Here is a 21,401-nt window from a genome sequence, read left to right on the forward strand (position 1 = left end):
GGGATCAGGACCCGGTGAGCTGCCCACCGCACGAGTAGGTGGCCGCGGTCACGGCGTCGAGCGCGGGGAGCGCCGCCGCCCGCGACGAGCCGATCGCGTAGAACGCGAACGTCAACCGGGTGCCGTCCGCCGCGTCGATGTAGCCGCCGAGGGTGTTCGCGCTGTCGATCCACCCGGTCTTCGCGTGCACCTTGCCGCGCGCCACGGCGTTCGCCCCGGTGAACCGGCTCGCGAGCGTCCCCGACTGCCCGGCGACCGGCAGCGACTCCGCGAGGGTCCCGAGGCCCTTCGCGCCGGCCGCGACCTGGACCATGAGGTGGGCGACGAAGTCGGGCGACACCGCGTTCGACGCGCTCTCCCCCGAGCCGTCCTTGATCACGATGCCCGCCGGGTCGACCCCGTACGACGACAGTGCCTTCTGGTAGACCCCGGTGAGCGAGGCCGCGGAGCCGTCGGCGCCGGACTCCTTCGACGAGATCCGCGCGAGCATCTCGGCCAGGGTGTTGTCCGAGTTCGGGATCATCTGCCCGATCAGCGTCGAGACCGGCTGCGAGGAGACCGTCGCGATCGTGTCCGTGCTCGTCGTGGCCCGCTTGACGATCTGCGCGTTCCCCGCGCCGACCACGCCCGCGTTCGCCAGCGACGTCCGGAACGCCGCACCCGCGCGGCCGACCGGGTCGGTGGAGCGCGGCGAGGTCGCGGCCGCCGGGTTCGCCCGGTCGCCGTCCACCATGAGCGCCGTGACCTCGGGCTGGTACCCGATCGTCCGCTCGCTCACCGGCCACGTGGGATCCCACGCGTCGGCGTCGTTCCAGTAGGTGTCGTCGGTGACGATCGTCGTGACGGGGGCGTCACCGAGCGATGCCTTCACCTGCTGGGCGAGCTGCGCCAGGGTCGGCGCCCCGGGGTAGACCGTGCCGCCGCCGACCGAGAGCGTCGGGTCGCCGTGACCGACGATCGCGATCGTGCCGTCCGACTCCTTCGTCACCGTCGTCGGGATCCGGTGGTCGCCGCCGAGGACCGCGAGGGCCGTCGCCGTCGTGAGGGTCTTCATCACGCTGCCGGTCTGCGCGGCCTGGTCGCCCTTGCGGGAGAACAGGACCTCGCCGGTCGCCGCGTTCATCACGTACCCCTCGAAGTCGCCGAGGCCGGGCGCCGAGGCCGCGGCGTCGATCGTGCACGTCCGCAGGGCGGACGGGCCGGCGACGTCCTGCGGCACCGAGCGGCCGGCCGGCGTGGGCGTCGGGGTGGGGGTCGGGCTCGGCGTCCGGGACGTCGTCGCCGACGGCGCCGCGGCGGCGCTCGTCGACCGCGTGGTCGGTGCGGTCGCAGCGGCGATCGCGACGGCTCCCCCGGACCCGAGCACGAGGACGCCGGCCAGGGCGCCCGCGATCCACGGCACCGGCCGGCGGGTGACGGACCCGCGGACGGCGGCGACCGCGTGACGGAGGCGGTCGGCGACGGACTGCGACGAGGGCTGCTGGTCGAACATCCCGACCGATCCTACGGAACTGCGGGAGGAGCCTCCAGGCCGGATCCCGGAACGGACCGTGCACCGTCGGCCGGCGCACCCGAGGGAGCAGCGGTGTCGCCGTCGCCGTCGGCCGCGTAGCGGACGCCGACCTGGCGACGGGCCTCGTCCATCACGGCCATGATCGCGACGCTCTCCTCGGGGTCCATCGGACCGCCCTCGTGCATGCCGGAGGTGACCATCGCCTCGAAGGCGCGGGCCTCGTGCCCGTAGCCGGCGAGTTCCTCGCGCCCGTCGAACTCCTCCACCACGACGCCGTCCCGGTCCCGGATCCGCCAGGTCGTCGGGGTGTACCAGGTCGCGTCGAGGTCGATGCGGCCGTCCTCGCCGATGATCGACGCGGTGTTCGGGCTCCGCAGGTCCAGGCCGAAGTGGAGCATCGACTGCGCGCCGCCCTCGTGCGTGAGCACGACGCCCATCTGCGTGTCGACGCCCTGGTCGCTCAGCGTGCCCGCCGCGGTGACCGCCGTCGGGACGCCGAGCACGTCGACCGCGAACGAGATCGGGTAGACGCCGAGGTCCAGGATCGCGCCCCCGCCGAGCGCGGGGTCGTTGAGACGGTGCGTCGGGTCGGACGGCAGTGCCTGGTGGTGCGTGGCCTCGACCACTCGGGGGCGACCGATGCGCCCCTCGGCGATGACCTGGCGGAGCATCGCGGACTGCGGCAGGAAGCGCGTCCACATCGCCTCCATCACGGCGACGTCGGCGCGGCGGGCGGCGTCGACGACACGGCGGGCCTCGTCGGCGGTGATCGTGAAGGCTTTCTCGACGAGGACGTGCTTGCCGGCGGCGACGGCGAGGAGGGCGTCCTCGGCGTGCCGGGAGTGCGGGGTCGCGACGTACACCGCGTCGACGTCGTCCGCGGCGACGAGGTCCTCGTACGAGCCGTACGCCCGCGGGATGCCGTGCTCGGCGGCGAACGCCTCGGCGCGCTCCGGCGTGCGGCTGCCGACCGCGACGAACGCGACCCCGGCGGCGGTGCAGTCCCGCACGAACGAGTGGGCGATGCCGCCCGTGCCGATGACTCCCCAGCGAACCGTCATGCGACCTGTCTACCAGTCGGCGCCGGGACGGCCGGTCGTGTGACGGGGTGGGTGCGTCCGGCGGACGGGTCGTGTCGCGCACGGGCTCGGCGCGTCCGGCGGACGCGCCCGCGTGTGGCCGGCGCGTCCGGCGGGCGGGTCCCGGGCGTGCCCGGCGTTGCGGCCCGGAACGGCGAGAACCCCCGCCTCCTGCTGGAGGACGGGGGTTCTCGGTGGAGCCGCCTGTCGGAATCGAACCGACGACCTATTCATTACGAGTGAATCGCTCTGCCGACTGAGCTAAGGCGGCGGACACTCCGTTGCCGGAGTGGCACGGGTAAGGACTATACAGGTTCAGACGAGTGAACGCGAAACGAGCGCCCCGAGCTCGGCGAAGGACCGCTCCAGCTCGTCCACCAGGTGCGTCTCGGTCGCGCTGTCCGACCACTCCCACCAGGCGTGCCGCAGGGCCGCGAGCGCCACGATCGAGGCCAGTCTCGCCCGGCGCCGCAGCGCATCCGGGTCCGCGGCGTCCGCCAACGCGGGGTCCGTCGTCCGGAGTCGGGCGGCGACGGCGTCCTCGATCTGCGCCTGGAACTCCTTCATCGACGCCATCCGCCGACTGAACAGTTCGGGCGCGGCGCGCAGCACCTGCTGCCGCTCCTCGAGCAGGCCGCGCTCCTCGATGAGCTCCTCGGTCGCGTGCACCAGCAGGGTCCCCAGGTCGCCGAGCAGGTCCCCGCTCGGCCCGCCGGCGCGGAACGTCGCCAGGGCGTCGTCGTCCGGCAGCGTCGGGTCGTCGCCGAGGAGCGCCTGTTCCTTGCTCGGGAAGTAGTTGAAGAACGTGCGCGGCGACACGTCGGCGCGCCGCGAGACCTCGTCGACCGTCACGGCGGCGAGGCCGGACTCGATCGCGATCCGGAGGGCGGCCTGCTGGATGGCGAAGCGGGTGGCGCGGCGCTTGCGCTCGCGCAGGCCGGGAGCGGCGTCGGGCATGCGGTGATCTTCTCACGGGCGCCGGTCGCGCAGGTGGGGGCGGGGACGGACGGGAGGATCGGGGCGGGTCCGCCGTGCGGGCGGCGGCGGTCAGCGGGTCGCGCGGGCGATCGTTGCGGGGTCCGCCGTGCGGGCGATGCTGGTCAGCGGGTCGCGCGGGCGATCGTGACCAGGAGGGCTTCGAGCGCCAGGAGCGCGGCGACGTTGGCGGCGATCCGCTGCCGAGCGAGGGCGATCGCGTCGAGGACCTCGAGCGCGGCGGCGGGTGGCACCGCTCCGAGGGCTCGGTCGAGTTCGTCCCGCATCGTCTCGTTCACCGGTTCCGCCGGAGCACCGAGCCCGAGCAGGAGCAGGTCGCGGTACAGCGAGGAGACGTCGACCAGGATGCGGTCGAGACCGTCCCGCAGGCTCCGCGTCGCCCGGCGCTTCTGGTCCTCCTCGAGGGCACGCAGCTGCGAGCGGAGCGCGGGCGGGACCGTCCCGCCGGGCTCGATGCCGAGGGACCGCAGGGCGGCGTCCCGTTCCTCGGCGTCGCGCTGCTGGGTGATCGCCTTCGCGTCCTCGTCCGCGACCGCGAGCAGGTCCGCCGCCGCCATGACGGCGTCGCCCACGGAGCGCACACCGAGCACGGTGGTCAGGGTCCGCCGCCGGCGGTTCCGGGCGTCCTCGCTCGTGGCGAGCCGCTGGGCCATCCCGATGTGGCTCTGCGCCTGGCGCGCGGCATCCGTCGCGAGGGCACGGTCGACGCCGGTGCGCGCGACGATGAGCTCGGCGACCGAGGCGACGTCGGGCACCCGGAGGCGCACCGACCGGACGCGCGACCGGATGGTCGGCAGCAGGTCGGCCTCGCTCGGGGCGCAGAGGATCCACACCGTCCGCTCCGGGGGCTCCTCGAGCGCCTTGAGCAGCAGGTTCGAGGTCCGCTCGGTCATGCGGTCGGCGTCCTCGATGATGACGACGCGGTACCGGCCCACCGACGGCGAGTAGTACGACGACGTCACGAGCTGCCGGATCTCGTCGATCGTGATGATCACCCGCTGGGTGGTCAGCACGGACACGTCCGGGTGGGTGCGCGCGGCGATCTGCCGGAGCGCGTGGTCGTCGTCGGAGCCGGCACCGACCAGTGCGGCGGCGAAGGCCGCGGCGACGTTCGACCGACCGGACCCGGGCGGGCCGGTGATGAGCCACGAGTGCGTCATGCCACCGGTGCCCTCCGGCCCCTCGGCAGCGGACCGCAGCGCAGCCACCGCCTCGTCCTGACCCGTCAGGCCGTCCCACACGCTCACGAGGTCATCCTGTCAGCAGCCACCGTCACGCCGCGGGCACCAGGGCAGCGACGGCCGCACGGATGCGCTGCTGCACGGCGTCGGGGTCCTCGGCGGCGTCGACGACCAGGAACCGGTCCGGCTCGGCCGTCGCCATGGCGAGGAACGCCTGCCGGACCGACTCGTGGAACGCCTCGGCCTCGGACTCGAGCCGGTCGAACGTGTCGCCCCGGGCCGCTGCCACCCGCGCACGGCCGACCGTGACGTCGAGGTCGAGCAGGACGGTCAGGTCCGGGACGAGCCCGTCGGCGGCCCAGTCGGACACCGACCGGATGTGGTCCACGCCGAGGCCGCGCGCGACGCCCTGGTACGCCACCGACGAGTCGATGTAGCGGTCCTGCAGCACGACGTCACCGCGCGCGACGGCGGGCCGCACCACGGTCTCGACGTGGTGCGCCCGGTCGGCCGCGTACAACAGGGCCTCGGCGCGCGGGGCGACGTGGCCGCGTTCGTGCAGGACGATCTCGCGGATCCGCTGCCCGAGGTCGGTGCCCCCGGGCTCACGGGTCCGGACGACCGTGCGGCCGCGCGCCTCGAGCCACGCCGTCAGCAGGGCGGCCTGTGTCGTCTTGCCGACACCGTCCCCGCCCTCGAGCGTGATGAACCACCCGTGCGCCGGCGATCCGTCCGCCGCTGTGCGCGGCGCTGTCCCGTCGGTCACTGCTTCTTCGGGGCGGCCTTCTTCGGAGCGGCCTTCCGCGCCGGGGCCTTCTTCTTGACCGGACCCTTGGCACGCTTGTCCGCCAGGAGCTGCACGGCACGGGCGTGGTCGACGGACTCGACGTCCTCACCGCGCGGGATCGTGGCGTTCGTCTCCCCGTCGGTGACGTACGGACCGAAGCGGCCGTCCTTCACCTTGATCGGCTTGCCGGACACCGGGTCCGCCTCGAACTCCTTGAGCGCGGCGCTCGCGGTCCGACGGCCGCCGTACTTCGGCTGGGCGAACAGCTCGAGCGCGCCGGGCAGGTCGACCTCGAAGATCGCGTCCTCGCTCGGCAGGGTCCGGGTGTCCGTGCCCTTCTTGATGTACGGACCGTAGCGGCCGTTCTGCGCCGTGATGTCCTCGCCGGACTCCGGGTCCTTCCCGACGACACGGGGCAGGTCGAGGAGCTTCAGCGCGGTCTCCAGGTCGACGGTCTGCGGGTCCATCGACTTGAAGAGCGACGCGGTGCGCTCCTTCGGCGCGGCGGCCTTCTTCGCGGTCTTCTTCGCCGGCGCCTTCGTCGCGGTCGTCGCCGCTGCGGTCGTCGTCGCTGCTGCGGCCTCGGCCGGGGCGGGCTCCGTCACCTCGCCGGTCGCGGGGTCCACGGTGGGCTCGGGCTCGGGGCTCCGCTCGGTGACGTACGGGCCGAACCGACCGTCCTTCGCCAGGACCTCCTTCCCGGACTCCGGGTTGATGCCCACGACGCGGTCGCCGACGACCGGGGCGTCGACGAGCTCCTGTGCCTTCTCGGCGGTGAGCTCGTCCGGCGCCAGGTCCTCGGGGACGTTCACGCGTCGGGGCTTCTCGGGGTCCTCGCCCGGCACCTCGATGTAGGGGCCGTACCGACCGATGCGGAGCGTGAGCCCCGGCGCGAGCTCGACCGAGTTGATGTCCCGCGCGTCGATCTCGCCGAGGTTGTCGATGACCGTGCGCAGACCGCGCTGGTCGCCGCCGCCGAAGTAGAACTCCTTGAGCCAGTCGACCCGGTCCTCGTCGCCGCTGGCGATGCGGTCGAGGTCCTCTTCCATCCCGGCGGTGAAGTCGTACTGCACCAGGTCGGCGAAGTGGTCCTCGAGCAGCCGGACCACGCTGAACGCGATCCAGTTCGGCACGAGTGCGCTGCCGCGCTGGGTCACGTAGCCGCGGTCCATGATCGTCGAGATGATCGCGGCGTACGTCGAGGGTCGGCCGATGCCGAGCTCCTCGAGCGTCTTCACCAGGCTCGCCTCGGTGTACCGCGGCGGGGCCGAGGTGTCGTGCCCCTTGGCGTCGACCTCGCTGACGCCGAGGTGGTCCCCCTCGGCCATCTGCGGGAGCTTCGCGTCCGCGCCGTCGGCACCGCTGTGGCGCTCCTCGTCGCGACCTTCCTCGTACGCGTTGAGGAAGCCGCGGAAGGTGATCACGGTGCCGGACGCGGTGAACTCCGCGTCCGTGCCGTTCGCCGTCGACGCCAGGCCCGTGACGGGCTCGGTCGACGTGATCCCGAGGACGACCGACGCGGTCGAGCCCTTGGCGTCCGCCATCTGCGACGCGACCGTGCGCTTCCAGATGAGGTCGTAGAGCTTCCAGTCGTTGCCGCGCAGCACCCCCTCCATCTCGGACGGGGTCTTGAAGGTGTCGCCCGCGGGCCGGATGGCCTCGTGCGCCTCCTGCGCGTTCTTGCTCTTGCCGGCGTAGCTGCGCGGCTTGTCGGGGACGGTCTCCGGACCGTACAGCGACGACGCCTGCTTCCGGGCGGCGGTGATCGCCTGCTGCGACAGGGACGACGAGTCCGTTCGCATGTAGGTGATGTGGCCGTTCTCGTACAGCCCCTGCGCGACGCTCATCGTCTGCCGTGCCGAGAAACGGAGCTTCCGCGCGGCCTCCTGCTGGAGCGTCGAGGTGGTGAACGGCGCGGCCGGACGGCGCGTGTACGGCTTCGAGTCGACGCTGCGGACGACGGCGTCGCCGGCCTGCTCGAGCACGCGGGTCAGGGCAGCGGCGGACGCCTCGTCCAGCCGGACGGCCTCGCCCTTGAGCGCACCGCGGTCGTCGAAGTCGCGACCCGAGGCCACGCGGGTGCCCTGGAGACGAGCGAGCCGGGCGGTGAAGGCGGTGTCGCCGACCTTCTCGAAGCGCGCCGTCAGGTCCCAGTAGTTCGCCGAGACGAACGCCAGGCGCTCGCGCTCCCGGTCCACGACGAGACGGGTGGCGGCGGACTGCACGCGCCCGGCGGACAGCCCGGGGCCGACCTTGCGCCAGAGCACCGGCGAGACCTCGTACCCGTAGAGCCGGTCGAGGATGCGACGGGTCTCCTGGGCGTCGACGAGCGCGGTGTCGAGTTCGCGGGTGGCCTCCTGCGCGCGCTGGATGGCCTCCTTCGTGATCTCGTGGAACACCATGCGCTTCACGGGCACCTTGGGCTTGAGCACCTGCAGGAGGTGCCACGCGATGGCCTCGCCCTCGCGGTCTTCATCAGTTGCGAGGTAGAGCTCGTCGGCGTCCTTGAGCGCCCGCTTGAGCTCGGTCACCGTCTTCTTCTTCGCGTCGGAGACCACGTAGTAGGGCTCGAAGCCGTTGTCGACGTCGACGGAGAACTTGCCGAGCGACCCCTTCTTCAGCTCGGCCGGCAGGTTCTTGGGCTCGACGAGGTCGCGGATGTGTCCGACTGACGCCTGGACTTCGTATCCGTCACCGAGGTATTGCGCGATCGTCTTCGCCTTCGCGGGGCTCTCGACGATCACGAGCTTCTTCGTGCCTGGCACGTGACTCCTTGATCGATGGTGCACGCCGGCTCCGTCCCGCACAGGGACCATGGACGACCGGGACGACGGTGACCGGGGGCCGACGTGCACACCATACACACACTGTCGGCACGACCCGGTGGGCGGACCGGCCACCGCGAGCGCGCCCACGGCGAACGCTCCGGAACCGACCGTGACGCCGACCCGGGCGACGGAGCCCGCCGTCCGACAGTCGGTGAGCCGCGCGTCGTTCGCGTTGGCGACCCGACCGGCAGCGGCGCACGGCGCACCGGCCACGAGCCCGACGGCGGCCCCGGCAGCGGCGATCGCCGCCGAGTCCGCCGTGGCCGCCGCACGGGTCGACAGGACCCGGTCGCGCGCGGCGCCGAGCGCCACCGAGCCGACGAGCAGGACGAGGGCGACGACCCCGACCAGCACGATCGTCGCCGAACCGCGGTCCGACCCGAGCACCGGACTCCCCCGGCGCCCGCTCACCGACCAGCCTCCGCCGCGCACCCCGTCGCGGTCAGCGGGACGGCGGACAGCGGGCCGCCCGTCCGCCCCGCCAGGTCGACGCACACCGTGCCGTCGGCGTGCCGGACGGTCGCGACCGTGCCCGGCGCCCCCTCGCGCACCAGCCGGTCAGCCGCGGCCTGGTCACCCCGCCCGAGCGCCCGTGCGGCGGCGCCCGCCGCGGCCTGCATGCTCCCGACGCGGTCGACCAGGACGACCCCGGCCACCAGCGTCACGAGCACTAGGACCACGGCGGGCAGCGCCACGGCGAACTCCACGGTCACGCTCCCGCCGTCACGAGGTGAGCGCACCGCGGACGAGGTCGGTCAGGATCTGCTGGACCTCGCCCGACCGCATCACGGCCACGAGCACGCCGGCGAAGGCCACCGCGGCCAGGATGACGACCGCGTACTCGGCCGTGGCGGACCCGTCGTCAGCGCGGAGCCGCAGCCGGCGCCTCGTGCGGCGGTGGCCGCGGTGGCCCCTCGTGGTGTCGGTCATGTCGTTCCCCTTTCTCTGTGAGGCATCTCGCTCGTCGTGGGACCAGCCTCGCGACCGCGGCGGCCGCAGGACGGGCGAACCGTGCGGTCTGTGGATACGTCAGCCCGGACCCCCGACGGTGGAGGAGAGGACACCGACGACGACCGGCACGACGGCGACCAGCACGAACGCCGGGAGCACGCACACCCCCAGGGGCAGGACGAGTCGCACGCCGAGCCGTTCGGCCTCGGCGAGCGCGGCGGCAGCGGCGTCGTCCCGCACGTCCTCGGCCGCGGCACGGAGGAGCCCCGCCGCGGGCACACCGGCACGACGGCTGAGGGACAGGACCTCCCGGAGCCGGCGCTCGGCCGCCGCCGCCGGAGCCGGAGCCGGCCCCGGCGCCGGAGCCGGAGCCGGAGCACCACCGCCCTGCTCGGCGAGGACCTCCCGCACCGTCGTGGCGGCCGCGGCCCACGACCCTCCGCCGGACAGCGCGACCGCCCAGGCGTCGAGCAGGACCCCCGCGACCCGGCCGTCCGGCGTCGCTCGGCGGACGAGGCCGGCGCTCCACCGTCGACCGGCCAGGACGAGGATCGCGGCCGACACCGTGCAGCACCAGCCGACCGGGCCGGTCACGAGCACCTCGACTGCTCCGGCTCCCCACGCCGACGCGAGCGCGAGGCCGAACACCGGCAGTGTCAACACCACCCGGGCACTCGTCCGCGGTCCCGCGAGCGCGACCCGGACCGCTCGGTCCGAGGCCGCCGTCCGACGCATCGCCGCGGCGAGCGCCCGGAGCGCGTCGGCCACGGGCGCCCCGGTGCGCTCGGCGACCGCGATGACGGTCCGCACGTCGTGCCAGGCCGGGTCGTCCCCGTCGGGGAGTCCGCCGACCAGCGTCCATGCGCGCGGCGGTGGGACGCCTGCAGCCACCAGGACCGCGACCTGGTCGATCAGACGCGCGATCGCAGCACCGTCGGCCGGACGCCCGGCTGCGCCGCCGACCCACCGCGGAGCCGAGGCACCGGCGCCTCGGCGCCCGGCAGCGCCCCCACCGGTCACCGGCGCCGGCGTGCCGTGCCCTGGAGCGGTCGCGTCGCGAGCCGACCGCCCTCGTCCACGACGGGCGTCCCGACCGCTGCGACGATGCGTTCCCCGGCCCGCCGCTCGAGGTGCACGACGAGGTCCAGCGCGCTCACGACCTGCCGGGCGACGGCGGTGACCCCGAGTCCGGCGAGCGCTCCGAGGGCCTCGAGCCGGGCCGCGACGTCCGCCAGACCGTTCGCGTGCAGGGTCCCGGCGCCGCCGTCGTGCCCCGTGTTCAGCGCGGCGAGGAGCTCGCGCACCTCGGCTCCGCGGCACTCCCCCACCACCAGTCGGTCCGGCCGCATCCGCAGGGCCTCGCGGACGAGCCGCTCGAGACCGAGTGCTCCGGCCCCCTCGGCGTTCGCCTGACGTGCCTCGAGCGCGACGACGTGGGGATGGTCCACGCGGAGCTCGGCGACGTCCTCGACGGTCACGATCCGCTCGGTGTGCGGGACGGCGGCGAGCATCGCGGAGAGCATCGTCGTCTTGCCGCTGCCGGTCGCGCCGGTCACCAGGACGTTCCGCCGAGCGGCGACGGCGTCCTCGAGCACCGAACGTGGCACCGTCCGGAACGCGCCGAGCCCCTCGAGGTCGGCGAGGGTCGGACGACCGGGTCGCGGCAGGCGGACGGACAGCGCGGTCCCGTCGACCGCGACCGGCGCGAGCACGACGTGCACCCGGATGCCGTCCCCGATCCGGACGTCCGCACACGGTGTGCTCTCGTCGACGTGCCGGTCGCCGAGTGCGACGAGCTCGGTCGCCAGCGCCCGCACGCGCCGCTCGGGCAGGGCAGGCGGGACTCGTTCGAGTCCGCGCCCCCGGTCGACCCACGTGCCACGTCCGCCGACGACCAGGACGTCGGTCGTGTCCGCGTCGACCACGAGGGCGGCGAGCTCCTCGAAGACACCGGCGTCCACCCGACGCCGGTGCGCCGGCCGGTCGACGTGCGGCAGGAAGGGATCGGTCCCGGCTCGGTGTCGGTGCATGACGGTGACGGTAGGGCGACCAGCCGTGGTTCGTCGCGCGGACGAACGGCTCTGTGGACAACAGAGCCGATCCCGGCCAGCGGACTCTTTTGTACCCCGAACTACAAAGCCGTACCCCGTTCCGTGCCGCGAGTCCAGGGGTGGTGCAACACCGCACCGAGCCGCCCTGACCCGTCTCACCAGGGGTCACGGAGCCCCGACACCGATCGAACGCGTGTCGCGCCGGTATGGACAGGTCTGTCCACGGTTCGGCATCAGATCGGGGATCACCCGACGGGCCGCCGGACGGATGCGCGACACCCGTCGGGGAAAAAGAAGAGGCGGCACCGGTTGGGGGGAACTGGTGCCGCCGGACATCGGTGGATTGGGGGGAATCCGAACCGGTGCCACCGGGAACGAGCCCGGTAGGAACCACTGTACCCCATGAACGAGCCTGCTCGGCAACCCCCGGTCGTGATCCGGCTCGTGTCACGACGACCCTCCGGTCCGCGCCCGGCGGTAGTCTCCGTCTGCACCCACTCGACCGCCGACCGCACCAGCAACCGACGACCGCCACCCGGCGCCGACCGCACCAGCAACCGACGACCGAGCACCCCTGCCGCAACGACGCGAAAGGACACCGATGTCCACTCCGACCCAGGCCGACGAACGCCACGAGGACGGCCCGACCTTCGCTCCCCCCGCCGACTTCGTCGCCGACGCCGTCGCGCACGAGGACCTGCACGAGGCCGCCGCCGCCGACCGCGAGGCGTTCTGGGCGGACCAGGCGCGGAACCTGCTCGACTGGCGGACGCCGTTCACCCGGACGCTCGACTGGTCGGGCGCGCCGTTCGCCAAGTGGTTCGACGACGGCACGCTCAACGTCGCGGAGAACTGCCTGGACCGCCACGTCCGCGCGGGCAACGGCGACCGCGTGGCGATCCACTTCGAGGGCGCCCCCGGCGACACCCGCCGGATCACCTACGCCGAGCTCACCGCCGAGGTGCAGCGCGCCGCGAACATGCTCACCGACCTGGGCGTCGAGCAGGGCGACCGCGTCGTCGTCTACATGCCCCTCATCCCCGAGGCCGTGGTCACGATGCTCGCCGTCGCGCGCATCGGTGCCGTGCACTCGGTGGTCTTCGGCGGGTTCAGCGCCGAGAGCCTCCGCGCCCGCATCGAGGACGCCGGCGCGAAGCTCGTCGTCACCGCGGACGGCGGCTGGCGGCGCGGAGCGGTCTCGCCGCTCAAGCCCGCGGTCGACGAGGCCCTGGCCGGCGACGGCACGGACACCGTCGAGCACGTGCTGGTCGTGAAGCGCGGGGGCAACGAGGTCGGCTGGACCGACCGCGACCTGTGGTGGCACGACGAGATCGCGAAGGCCGCCGCCGAGCACGAACCGCAGGCCTTCCCCGCCGAGACGCCCCTGTTCATCCTCTACACGTCCGGCACGACGGGGAAGCCGAAGGGCATCGTGCACACGTCAGGTGGCTACCTGACGCAGGCGGCGTACACGCACCGCAACGTGTTCGACATGCACCCGGAGAAGGACGTCTACTGGTGCACGGCCGACATCGGCTGGATCACCGGGCACTCCTACGTCGTCTACGGCCCCCTGGCCAACGGCGTCACCCAGGTCCTGTACGAGGGCACCCCGGACGAGCCGAAGCCCGGCCGCTGGTGGGACATCGTCGACTCGTACGGCGTGACGGTCCTGTACACCGCCCCCACCGCGGTCCGCGCCGCGATGAAGGCCGGACGCCAGATCCCCGAGGCGCGCAGCCTGGCGTCCCTCCGCCTGCTCGGGAGCGTCGGCGAGCCGATCAACCCCGAGGCCTGGCAGTGGTACCGCCAGGTGATCGGCCACGACCGCACGCCCATCGTCGACACGTGGTGGCAGACCGAGACCGGCGCGATCATGATCTCCGCGCTCCCGGGGGTCACGAAGCTCAAGCCCGGCGCCGCCCAGACCCCGCTCCCGGGCATCACCGCGGAGATCGTCGACGAGGACGGCCAGCGCGTCGCGCCCGGTGGCAGCGGCTACCTCACGATCACCGACCCGTGGCCGTCGATGGCCCGCGGCATCTGGGGCGACCCGGACCGCTTCGTCGAGACCTACTGGTCGCGCTTCCCCGGCCGCTACTTCGCCGGCGACGGCGCGCGGCTCGACGGTCAGGGCGACATCTGGGTGCAGGGGCGGGTCGACGACGTCATGAACGTCTCCGGTCACCGCCTGTCCACCGCGGAGATCGAGTCGGCACTCGTCGGGCACGAGGGCGTCGCCGAGGCCGCGGTCGTCGGCGCCGCCGACGAGACGACCGGTCAGGCCGTGGTCGCGTTCGTGATCCTCACCGCCGAGGCGGCCGAGGGCGTCGACCGCGACGCGGTCGCGAAGGAACTCCGTGACTGGGTCGGCAAGCGCATCGGGGCGATCGCGAAGCCGCGCCAGGTGGTCGTGGTCCCGGAGCTCCCGAAGACCCGCTCCGGCAAGATCATGCGCCGCCTCCTCCGCGACGCGGCCGAGGGCCGCCGCATCGGCGACACGACGACGCTCGCCGACCCGACGATCATGGCGACCATCGCGGGACTGATGTAGCGCACGGAACGTGAGCGGGGCCTCCAGTCCGTCCTGACTGGAGGCCCCGCTCACGTGGGCGCACCGGCTGCGGTGCGCGGGTGGTTCAGTCCGTCAGCTCGACGACCAGCTCGACCTCGACCGGCGCGTCCAGCGGCAGCACCGCGACGCCCACCGCGCTCCGCGCGTGGACGCCGGCGTCCCCGAAGACCTCGCCGACCAGGGTCGACGCGCCGTTGGCGACGGCGGGCTGACCGGTGAAGGACGGGTCCGAGGCGACGAAGACCGTCACCTTGACGACCCGGGCCACCCGCTCGAGGGACCCGGCGACGGACTGGACGGCCGCGAGCGCGTTCAACGCGGCCACGCGCGCCTGCGCGGTGGCGGTCTCAGGGTCGACCGACGTCCCGACCTTGCCCGTGACGGGCAGTGCGCCGTCGACGAAGGGGAGCTGCCCCGCGGTGTACACGTACCGGCCGGTGACGACCGCGGGCACGTAGGCGGCGACCGGCGCCGCGACCGCGGGGATCGTCAGCCCGAGCTCGGCGAGGCGGTCCGCGACGCTCACGCGTCGGCCTTCGGGCGCTTCAGGTAGGCGACCAGTCCGCCCTCGGGTCCGGTGACGACCTGGACCAGCTCCCAGCCCTCGTCGCCGTGGGCGTTGAGGATGGCGGCGGTGTTGTGGATCATCAACGGCGTGGTGAAGTACTCCCAGCGAGTCATGCGGTTCCTTGCCAGCCTTTCAGTCGTGGGCGTCGTTTAGGCTGCATCCTATGTCTGCCCAGAAGTCTGCCTCGCGGACCAAGCCCGTCTCCGCGATCGGCGCCTTCGTCGGTTTCGTCGGCTTCAGCGCGCTCGCCGGCCTGCTGGTCACGATCGGCGTCACCCCGGCGATCGCGGTCGCCGGCGTCACGACGACCTCGACGATCGGCGTCTTCGAGTCGCTGCCGGAGTACATCGAGATCGGTGACCTGCCGCAGCGCAACGAGGTCCTGGCGTACTCGAACGGGCAGCCGGTGCACCTGGCGACGGTCTACGACCAGAACCGCCAGGAGCTGCAGTTCGACCAGATCAGCGACCAGCTGAAGAACGCGGCGATCGACGGCGAGGACAAGCGCTTCTACGACCACGGCGGTGTCGACATGACGTCCCTGGTGCGTGCGGGCGTGGGGTCCCTCGCCGGCGGCCTCGGCGAGTCCGGCGGTGGGTCGACGCTGACCATGCAGCTGGTGCGCAACATCAAGATGCAGCAGGCGCTCGAGCTCCCCACCCCGGAGGAGCGCGAGAAGGCCTACAACGACGCCGTCGAGCAGACCATCCCCCGCAAGCTCGAGGAGATGAAGCTCGCCATCGGCCTGGCGAAGAAGTACTCGCACAAGGAGATCCTGACCGGGTACCTCAACATCGCCTACTTCGGCGACCAGACGTACGGCGTGCAGGCCGCCGCGCAGCACTACTTCAACAAGAACGCCACGGACCTGACCCCGCAGGAGGCCGCCTCGATCCTCGCGATCGTGCAGTCGCCGAACTCGCGCAACCTGTCCGACCCCAAGTACTACGACGCGAACGTCGCCCGTCGTGACGTCATCCTCAAGTCGATGTACGCGCAGAAGCACCTGACCAAGGAGCAGTTCGACGCGGCCATCGCCTCGAAGCCCGCGGACTACGTGCACCTGACGCAGCCGAACCAGGGCTGCCAGTCGGCGGCCGGCAACGGCTCGCAGTTCTTCTGCGACTACGCGGTCAAGGTCGTCAAGCAGATGTCCCAGCTCGGCGCGACCGAGAAGGAGCGCGCGACCGCCTGGCGCAACGGCGGGTACACCGTGCAGACCACCCTCGACCTCGACCTGAACGGTCAGCAGAAGGACCTGCTCAACACGTACGACCCGAACACCGAGAGCCGCTTCAGCCTCGGTGGCGCCCTCAACTCCGTCGAGGCGTCGACCGGACGCATTCTGACGATGGCGCAGAACAAGGACTACGACCAGTCCCTGCAGACCCCGCCCACGGCGACCTCGATCAACTACTCGGTCGACAAGGAGTACGGCGGCTCGATCGGCTTCCAGGTCGGTTCGACGTACAAGGTGTTCACGCTCCTCGACTGGCTGAAGGCCGGGCACGGGCTGAACGAGAGCGTCAACGGCACCCCGCACAACACGTCGCGTTGGACGCAGTGCGGCTCGACCATCACGTCGAACTGGGCGCCGAAGAACGACTCCGCGGGTGAGAACGGCAACTTCACGGTCGCCCGCGCCACCGCGCTGTCCGTGAACGCGGCGTTCGCCTCCATGGCCGCGAAGCTCGACCTGTGCGACATCCGCCAGACCGCGCAGGACCTCGGCGTGCACTCCGCCGACGAGAAGACCGAGTTGAACGCCTACCCGTCGTCGATCCTCGGCACGAACAACATCGCGCCGCTCACCATGGCGTCCGCGTACGCGACCATCGCGAACAACGGCACCTACTGCTCCCCGATCGCGATCGACAACATCACGAACGCCGAGGGCAAGTCGCTCGGCGGCCAGCCGAAGCAGTGCAAGCAGGTGCTCGACCCGAGCGTCGCCGCGACCGCGGCCTTCGCCATGCGCGGCACGATCGCCTCGGGTACGGCCGTCGGCGCCCAGACCCCGGACGGCACGCAGCTGTTCGCGAAGACGGGCACCACGGACGACGCCGACCAGATCTGGCTCGTCGGTGCGAGCTCGAAGGTCGCGACGGCGTACTGGCAGGGCAACACGGACGGCGGCAAGAACAACCTCCGCCACTACCTGCCCGGCGCCGGGTGGGGCTCCTACGCCTCGCAGCGTGCGCACGTGTGGCAGCAGGCGATGATCCCGATCAACGCCAAGCACCCGGCCGACCCGTTCCCGACCCCGTCGCAGACCGCCCTCCGCGGCAACAGCGTCGCCGTCCCGGACGTGTCGGGCAAGACCGCCGACGAGGCCCGTTCGATCCTGTCGTCCGCCGGCTTCACGTACGTCGACGGTGGGGCGCAGCCGGGCGCCGGTACGGCGGGCACGGTCTCCTCGACCTCACCGGGCGCCGGTTCCCTGCTCTCCACCGGCTCCTCGGTGACCGTCTACACGACGGACGGCTCGCAGTCGACCGTGCCGGAGGTCGCGGGCAAGAGCCTGCAGGACGCCCGGAGCACGCTCGGTGACGCCGGGTTCGGCTCGGTGAACGTCTCCGACCAGTACGCCAAGGGCGGCAAGGAGTGCACCGTGGCCGCGGTCGACCCGGGTGCCGGGACCGCCACCGCGAAGAGCACGGCGCTGACGCTCCAGCTCTTCGGGGACAAGGACGGCAAGGCGCCGAAGGACTGCAAGTGAGTCGCGGTCGCGCCGCGCTGGGCGTCATCGCCGCGGGTGCGACCATCGGAGCGGCGACGGCGGCGTGGGGTTCCCTCGTCGAGCGTCGCCGCTTCGGCATCCGGTGGGAGACCGTGCCGGTGCTCGCGCCCGGCTCCCGCGACGTGACGGTGCTGCACCTGTCCGACATCCACATGGCGCCCTGGCAGGCCGACAAGCAGCAGTGGCTGCGCGACCTGTCGCTCGTCGAGCCGGACTTCGTCGTGAACACCGGCGACAACCTCGGGCACGCCACGGCGAACAGCGCGGTGGAGTACGCGCTCGAGCCGTTCCGCGGCGTCCCGGGTGCCTTCGCGCACGGGTCGAACGACTTCTACGGACCGTCGCCGCGCAACCCGCTCAAGTACTTCGGCGGTCCGAGCCGCATGCACGCCGACCGCCGGCCGGTGTCGCTCGACATCGACCGGCAGACGGCCTTCTTCGAGTCGCTCGGCTGGCTCGACGTCAACGACCAGGCGCACGCGATCGAGCTCCGCGGGTCGCGCTTCGAGCTGTTCGGCACGTCGGACGCGCACCGCGGCTGGGACCGGCTCGACCTGCTGCCGACGAACGTCGACGAGATGCGCAGCGACGTGCCGTGGACCGAGGACGAGGACGGCCCCTCCCCCGTCGCGATCGGGATCACGCACGCACCGTACCGCCGCGTGCTCGACGCCTTCGTCGACCAGGGTGCGGACATCGTCTTCGCCGGGCACACCCACGGCGGGCAGGTGCAGGTCCCCGGCATCGGCGCCCTCGTCACGAACTCCGACCTGCCGCGGCGGTACGTCAGCGGCCTGCACAAGTGGCAGCACCGCGCGCACTGGTCGTGGCTCGAGGTCTCCGCGGGCATCGGGACGTCGATCTACGCGCCCGTCCGCTTCTCCTGCCGCCCCGAGGCCGTCGTCGTGACCCTCACGGCACGCACCGACTGACCCCTGCCACGACGACGCGCCCGGGCGTCTCGCCGATGGTCGTGAGCACCCCCGAACATCGGATAGACTTCTGGGGTTGCTCCGGGAACGGAGTGATCACACCGCGGGGTGTGGCGCAGCTTGGTAGCGCGCCTCGTTCGGGACGAGGAGGTCGCAGGTTCAAATCCTGTCACCCCGACACTGTGTTGAGACAGTAACCGCAAGAGGCCCTGGTTCGAAGGAACCAGGGCCTCTTGCTCTGTCTGGCCTTCTGCTCTTTCTGGCCCCGTGCTCGGTCCCCGACGGCGTGTGTCCGTGGGTACAGGACCGGCCCGCGGCACGCTCCCGGCGCCGGACCCCCGCTACGCTCGCAGGCGTCATGACGATCCCTCCGCAACTCGCCGCCGTCCTCACCGAGATCGGGTCCCGGTTCCCGGAGCTCGCCGACGACCCCGTGCTGGCGCAGAGCCTGCTCGAGAACGTGACCTCGATGATCACCGACGCGCACGCCCGGTACGCCGCGGGCGACGGCACAGCGAGCATCGTCAGCGACCGCTACCTCGACCCGGAGCACCTCGCCACCGGGGCGCTGCACGCCGAGCACGCCCAGCACCCGGCCGGCGCCATGCTCGCCGCCGAGATGCTCTTCGACGCCTACCTGCCGGTCTTCGTCGCCGAGGTCGGTGCGAGCACCACCGACGAGGTTCTCCGCGCCACCCAAGCCCTGCACGCGGGCGTCTGGAGCCGGTTCCCGGCGGGGGCGATCGCGTACACCGAGGCGCTGCGGCAGCGGGTCACGACGACCAACCTCGACTCCCGCACCCAGATCGCCCGGGACCTGCACGACCGGGTCGCCCACGGCGTCCTCGCGGGGCTGCAGCGGCTCGACCTGGTCCTGCTGACCGATCCCCCGACCTCCGAGCGCACCGCGCAGCTCGAGGCGGCCGGACGGCTGCTCCGGACCGCGCTCGGGGACGTCCAGGACCTCGCGGTCTCGCTGCACGCCCGGGTCGGCGACGACCGCCTCGACGACGCCCTGCGACGGCACGTCGACGACCTGTTCCCCGGCGACGACCGGCTGACGATCACCACGACGGGCGTGCCCGGTGCCCTGCCGAACTGGAAGGCCGAGGAGACCCTGACGATCCTGCTCGAGGCCCTCACGAACCGGCGCAAGCACGCCCCGGGATCGACGGGGACGGTGACGTTCGCCTGGTCCGACACGACGGTCGTGGTGACCGTGCGGGACGACGGACCCGGGTTCACGCCGGGGACCGCGGCGGAGGGCCGGCTCGGGCAGCACACCATGCGCGAGCGCGCGGGCGTCCTCGGCGCACGACTCGACGTCGAGAGCGCCCCGGGCGCCGGGACCACCGTCCGGCTCGTCGTGCCCATGGGGTCACTGTGAGCGGGCCAAGGCCGGGCATCACGCACGTCGCGATCGTCGACGACCACCGGCTGTTCCGCGAGGGACTCGCCACGATCCTGTCCGCGGTGCCGACCATCCGCGTCGTCGCGCACGGCGAACGGCCGTCCGACGTGCTGGACTCCCCCGAGGTCGCGGCGATCGACGTGCTGCTCCTGGACGTGGAGCTCGACGGGCCACCGGCGCGGACGACCATCGCGACGGTGCGTCGCCGGCACCCGCACGTCCGGGTGGTCGTGCTGACCATGCACCGGGACGCGGTGCTGCGCCGGGCGCTCCTCGACGCCGGTGCCGTGGACTTCGTCACCAAGGACACCCCGAGCCGCGAGCTCGTCGACCGCATCGTCCGGGCGACGAGCACCGACGCCGCGCCGGTGACGTTCCCGATCGACCTCGTCACCGAGGCACGGGCGGGCACGCCGCTGAGCGACCGTGAACTCGAGGTCCTGCGGCTCGTCGCCGCCGCTCGCTCCAACGCCGAGATCGCGTCGGAGCTCGGCCTGGCGGTCGGCACGGTGAAGCGCCACGTCTACAACGTGTTCCGGAAGCTCGACGTGGGCACCCGCGTCGGCGCGATCGCCACCGCGAACCGCCTCGGCCTGCTCGCCTGAGCCAGCCAGCCAGCGATCGTTCGCGCCCAGCGACATCCCACGGCATCGCGAGCGCGTGAGGTGTCGCTGGGCGCGAAGAGTGGCCGCCAACGCCGCAGCAGCGGCACCGCAACAGCCGCAGCGGCACCGCAGCCCGGGCTACCGCGCCGCAGCCACCCCTGCGGGCACGAGCCGTCCCTCGGCCTGCAGCGACGCGACGACCTCGAGCGCCTGGTGCCGGTACCGCGCCTGGGCGGCCCCCGGCGCCACGATCACCCCGTCCGCGCCCGTGGACGCCACGAGCTCGTTGAGCTTCGCCGCGACCTGCTCACGTGAGCCGTACGCCTGGCGCTCCGTGCGTGCCGCGATGAACCGCCGCTCGAGGTCGGAGAACTCGTACGCGCGGGCCTCGTCCATCGACACCGGCTCGGGCTTGGCACCCTGCCGCATCCGGATGAACGAGATCATCCCCGGGGCGCTCTGCTCGTCGACGACCGCGGGGTCCTCGTCGGTGACGACCTGCACGCCGATCAGCGCGTTCGGCGTCTGCCGGAAGCGCGAGGGCCGGAACGAGTCCCGGTACAGCGCGAGCGCCGCCTCGGTGTTGTCCGACGCGAAGTGGTGCGCGAAGGCGAACGAGACGCCGAGCGCCCCCGCCACCTGGGCGCTGTACCCGGAGGACCCGAGCAGCCAGAACTCCGGCACGTCGCCGTACCCGGGGACGGCACGGATGCGCGACAGCGGGTTCTCGGCGTCCATCCCCGTGAAGAAGCCGATCAGGTCGGCGAGCTGCTGCGGGAAGTCGTCCACGTCGAGACGGTCCGTGCGGCGCAGCGCCATCGCGGTCGCACCGTCGGTGCCCGGCGCCCGGCCGATGCCGAGGTCCACCCGGTCGCCGTACAGCGCGCGCAGCGTGCCGAACTGCTCGGCGACGACGAGCGGCGCGTGGTTCGGCAGCATCACGCCACCGGAACCGATCCGGATCCGCGAGGTGGCGGCGCCGACGGCGCTCAGCAGCACCGCGGGTGCCGACGAGGTGATGCCCGGCATGCCGTGGTGCTCGGCGACCCAGATCCGCTCGTAGCCCAGCCGTTCGGCGTGCACCGCCGTGTCGATGGTGCCCTGCAGGGCCTCGGTGTTCGTCTGGCCGTACTCGCGGGTGGCCAGGTCCAGGACGGACAGGTGCACGGTGGCGTCGCTCATGT

18 protein-coding genes and 2 tRNA genes are annotated in these 21,401 nt (G+C 72.7%); 6 read left to right on the forward strand and 14 right to left on the reverse strand.

Annotated features, from left to right (window positions below):
* Nucleotides 1-4: 4 nt before the first annotated feature.
* The 11 genes from dacB to LQK89_RS11105 form a co-directional block, all read right to left on the reverse strand.
* A complete protein-coding gene (gene dacB / locus LQK89_RS11055) occupies nucleotides 5-1,492 on the reverse strand; it encodes a D-alanyl-D-alanine carboxypeptidase/D-alanyl-D-alanine endopeptidase (protein ID WP_231049128.1) in 1,488 nt (495 codons plus the stop codon).
* A gap of 11 nt (nucleotides 1,493-1,503) precedes the next feature.
* Nucleotides 1,504-2,574 carry a Gfo/Idh/MocA family protein gene (locus LQK89_RS11060; protein ID WP_231049129.1) on the reverse strand — a complete coding sequence of 357 codons (1,071 nt, stop codon included), beginning with the start codon at nucleotides 2,572-2,574 and terminating at the stop codon, nucleotides 1,504-1,506.
* Nucleotides 2,575-2,787: 213 nt separating this feature from the next.
* Nucleotides 2,788-2,863: transfer RNA gene (locus LQK89_RS11065), tRNA-Thr, on the reverse strand.
* 44 nt (nucleotides 2,864-2,907) lie between these two features.
* Nucleotides 2,908-3,549 carry a TetR family transcriptional regulator gene (locus tag LQK89_RS11070; RefSeq protein WP_058742714.1) on the reverse strand — a complete coding sequence of 214 codons (642 nt, stop codon included), beginning with the start codon at nucleotides 3,547-3,549 and terminating at the stop codon, nucleotides 2,908-2,910.
* A 143-nt stretch (nucleotides 3,550-3,692) separates the two neighbouring features.
* Nucleotides 3,693-4,835, reverse strand: a complete 1,143-nt coding sequence (locus LQK89_RS11075) for a DNA polymerase III subunit delta' (protein WP_175325890.1) — start codon at nucleotides 4,833-4,835, stop codon at nucleotides 3,693-3,695.
* Between the two features lie 25 nt (nucleotides 4,836-4,860).
* Entirely contained in the window at nucleotides 4,861-5,535 is a 675-nt protein-coding gene (gene tmk, locus LQK89_RS11080; protein ID WP_231049130.1) for a dTMP kinase, read from the reverse strand.
* Complete coding sequence (topA, locus tag LQK89_RS11085; RefSeq protein WP_231049131.1) at nucleotides 5,532-8,795, reverse strand: type I DNA topoisomerase; 3,264 nt, start codon at nucleotides 8,793-8,795, stop codon at nucleotides 5,532-5,534. The genes tmk and topA overlap by 4 nt, the downstream gene beginning before the upstream one ends.
* Nucleotides 8,792-9,097, reverse strand: a complete 306-nt coding sequence (locus tag LQK89_RS11090; protein WP_144804296.1) for a hypothetical protein — start codon at nucleotides 9,095-9,097, stop codon at nucleotides 8,792-8,794. Before LQK89_RS11090 ends, topA begins: the two co-directional genes overlap by 4 nt.
* Before the next feature lie 10 nt (nucleotides 9,098-9,107).
* Nucleotides 9,108-9,314 (reverse strand): DUF4244 domain-containing protein, encoded by a 207-nt coding sequence (locus LQK89_RS11095; RefSeq protein ID WP_058741674.1) that lies wholly within the window; start codon nucleotides 9,312-9,314, stop codon nucleotides 9,108-9,110.
* A gap of 99 nt (nucleotides 9,315-9,413) precedes the next feature.
* Nucleotides 9,414-10,355: a type II secretion system F family protein gene (locus LQK89_RS11100; protein ID WP_231049132.1), complete on the reverse strand. Its 942-nt coding sequence runs from the start codon at nucleotides 10,353-10,355 to the stop codon at nucleotides 9,414-9,416.
* Nucleotides 10,352-11,365, reverse strand: coding sequence for a TadA family conjugal transfer-associated ATPase (locus tag LQK89_RS11105; protein ID WP_175325895.1), 1,014 nt, complete (start codon nucleotides 11,363-11,365; stop codon nucleotides 10,352-10,354). The genes LQK89_RS11100 and LQK89_RS11105 overlap by 4 nt, the downstream gene beginning before the upstream one ends.
* Nucleotides 11,366-11,987: 622 nt before the next feature.
* Between LQK89_RS11105 and acs the strand changes: the two genes are divergently transcribed.
* The gene (acs, locus tag LQK89_RS11110) at nucleotides 11,988-13,940 is read left to right on the forward strand and encodes an acetate--CoA ligase (protein WP_231049133.1); all 1,953 of its coding nucleotides are present in this window, start codon (nucleotides 11,988-11,990) and stop codon (nucleotides 13,938-13,940) included.
* 85 nt (nucleotides 13,941-14,025) lie between these two features.
* Here acs and LQK89_RS11115 read toward each other — a convergent pair whose 3' ends face one another.
* On the reverse strand, nucleotides 14,026-14,487 hold the full coding sequence (locus LQK89_RS11115; RefSeq protein ID WP_174777961.1) for a RidA family protein: 462 nt from the start codon (nucleotides 14,485-14,487) through the stop codon (nucleotides 14,026-14,028).
* Nucleotides 14,484-14,642 (reverse strand): DUF4177 domain-containing protein, encoded by a 159-nt coding sequence (locus tag LQK89_RS11120; RefSeq protein WP_111227112.1) that lies wholly within the window; start codon nucleotides 14,640-14,642, stop codon nucleotides 14,484-14,486. The genes LQK89_RS11115 and LQK89_RS11120 overlap by 4 nt, the downstream gene beginning before the upstream one ends.
* 50 nt (nucleotides 14,643-14,692) lie before the next feature.
* Here LQK89_RS11120 and LQK89_RS11125 point away from each other — a divergent pair, with 50 nt between their 5' ends.
* The 5 genes from LQK89_RS11125 to LQK89_RS11145 all read left to right on the forward strand — a co-directional run bounded on the left by LQK89_RS11125 (nucleotide 14,693) and on the right by LQK89_RS11145 (nucleotide 20,217).
* The gene (locus tag LQK89_RS11125) at nucleotides 14,693-17,248 is read left to right on the forward strand and encodes a transglycosylase domain-containing protein (protein WP_231049134.1); all 2,556 of its coding nucleotides are present in this window, start codon (nucleotides 14,693-14,695) and stop codon (nucleotides 17,246-17,248) included.
* Nucleotides 17,245-18,201 (forward strand): metallophosphoesterase, encoded by a 957-nt coding sequence (locus LQK89_RS11130; RefSeq protein WP_174777959.1) that lies wholly within the window; start codon nucleotides 17,245-17,247, stop codon nucleotides 18,199-18,201. The genes LQK89_RS11125 and LQK89_RS11130 overlap by 4 nt, the downstream gene beginning before the upstream one ends.
* 104 nt (nucleotides 18,202-18,305) lie before the next feature.
* Nucleotides 18,306-18,379: transfer RNA gene (locus tag LQK89_RS11135), tRNA-Pro, on the forward strand.
* Nucleotides 18,380-18,559: 180 nt separating this feature from the next.
* The gene (locus tag LQK89_RS11140; RefSeq protein WP_231049135.1) at nucleotides 18,560-19,588 is read left to right on the forward strand and encodes a sensor histidine kinase; all 1,029 of its coding nucleotides are present in this window, start codon (nucleotides 18,560-18,562) and stop codon (nucleotides 19,586-19,588) included.
* Entirely contained in the window at nucleotides 19,585-20,217 is a 633-nt protein-coding gene (locus LQK89_RS11145; RefSeq protein WP_175325899.1) for a response regulator transcription factor, read from the forward strand. The genes LQK89_RS11140 and LQK89_RS11145 overlap by 4 nt, the downstream gene beginning before the upstream one ends.
* A 138-nt stretch (nucleotides 20,218-20,355) precedes the next feature.
* On the opposite strand, the gene LQK89_RS11150 is transcribed toward LQK89_RS11145, so the two are convergent.
* Nucleotides 20,356-21,399, reverse strand: coding sequence for an LLM class flavin-dependent oxidoreductase (locus LQK89_RS11150; protein ID WP_141862216.1), 1,044 nt, complete (start codon nucleotides 21,397-21,399; stop codon nucleotides 20,356-20,358).
* Between the last annotated feature and the right edge of the window lie 2 nt (nucleotides 21,400-21,401).

Origin of the sequence: Curtobacterium sp. C1 (genome assembly GCF_021049325.1) — a bacterium.
Taxonomy (GTDB): domain Bacteria; phylum Actinomycetota; class Actinomycetes; order Actinomycetales; family Microbacteriaceae; genus Curtobacterium; species Curtobacterium citreum.

Coding starts and splice junctions, on each gene's coding strand:
- LQK89_RS11150 (WP_141862216.1), bottom strand. CDS start 21,399: ATGAGCGACGCCACCGTGCACCTGTCCGTCCTGGACCTGGCCACCCGC.
- LQK89_RS11120 (WP_111227112.1), bottom strand. CDS start 14,642: ATGACTCGCTGGGAGTACTTCACCACGCCGTTGATGATCCACAACACC.
- LQK89_RS11140 (WP_231049135.1), top strand. CDS start 18,560: ATGACGATCCCTCCGCAACTCGCCGCCGTCCTCACCGAGATCGGGTCC.
- LQK89_RS11070 (WP_058742714.1), bottom strand. CDS start 3,549: ATGCCCGACGCCGCTCCCGGCCTGCGCGAGCGCAAGCGCCGCGCCACC.
- LQK89_RS11095 (WP_058741674.1), bottom strand. CDS start 9,314: ATGACCGACACCACGAGGGGCCACCGCGGCCACCGCCGCACGAGGCGC.
- acs (WP_231049133.1), top strand. CDS start 11,988: ATGTCCACTCCGACCCAGGCCGACGAACGCCACGAGGACGGCCCGACC.
- dacB (WP_231049128.1), bottom strand. CDS start 1,492: ATGTTCGACCAGCAGCCCTCGTCGCAGTCCGTCGCCGACCGCCTCCGT.
- LQK89_RS11060 (WP_231049129.1), bottom strand. CDS start 2,574: ATGACGGTTCGCTGGGGAGTCATCGGCACGGGCGGCATCGCCCACTCG.
- LQK89_RS11125 (WP_231049134.1), top strand. CDS start 14,693: ATGTCTGCCCAGAAGTCTGCCTCGCGGACCAAGCCCGTCTCCGCGATC.
- LQK89_RS11105 (WP_175325895.1), bottom strand. CDS start 11,365: ATGCACCGACACCGAGCCGGGACCGATCCCTTCCTGCCGCACGTCGAC.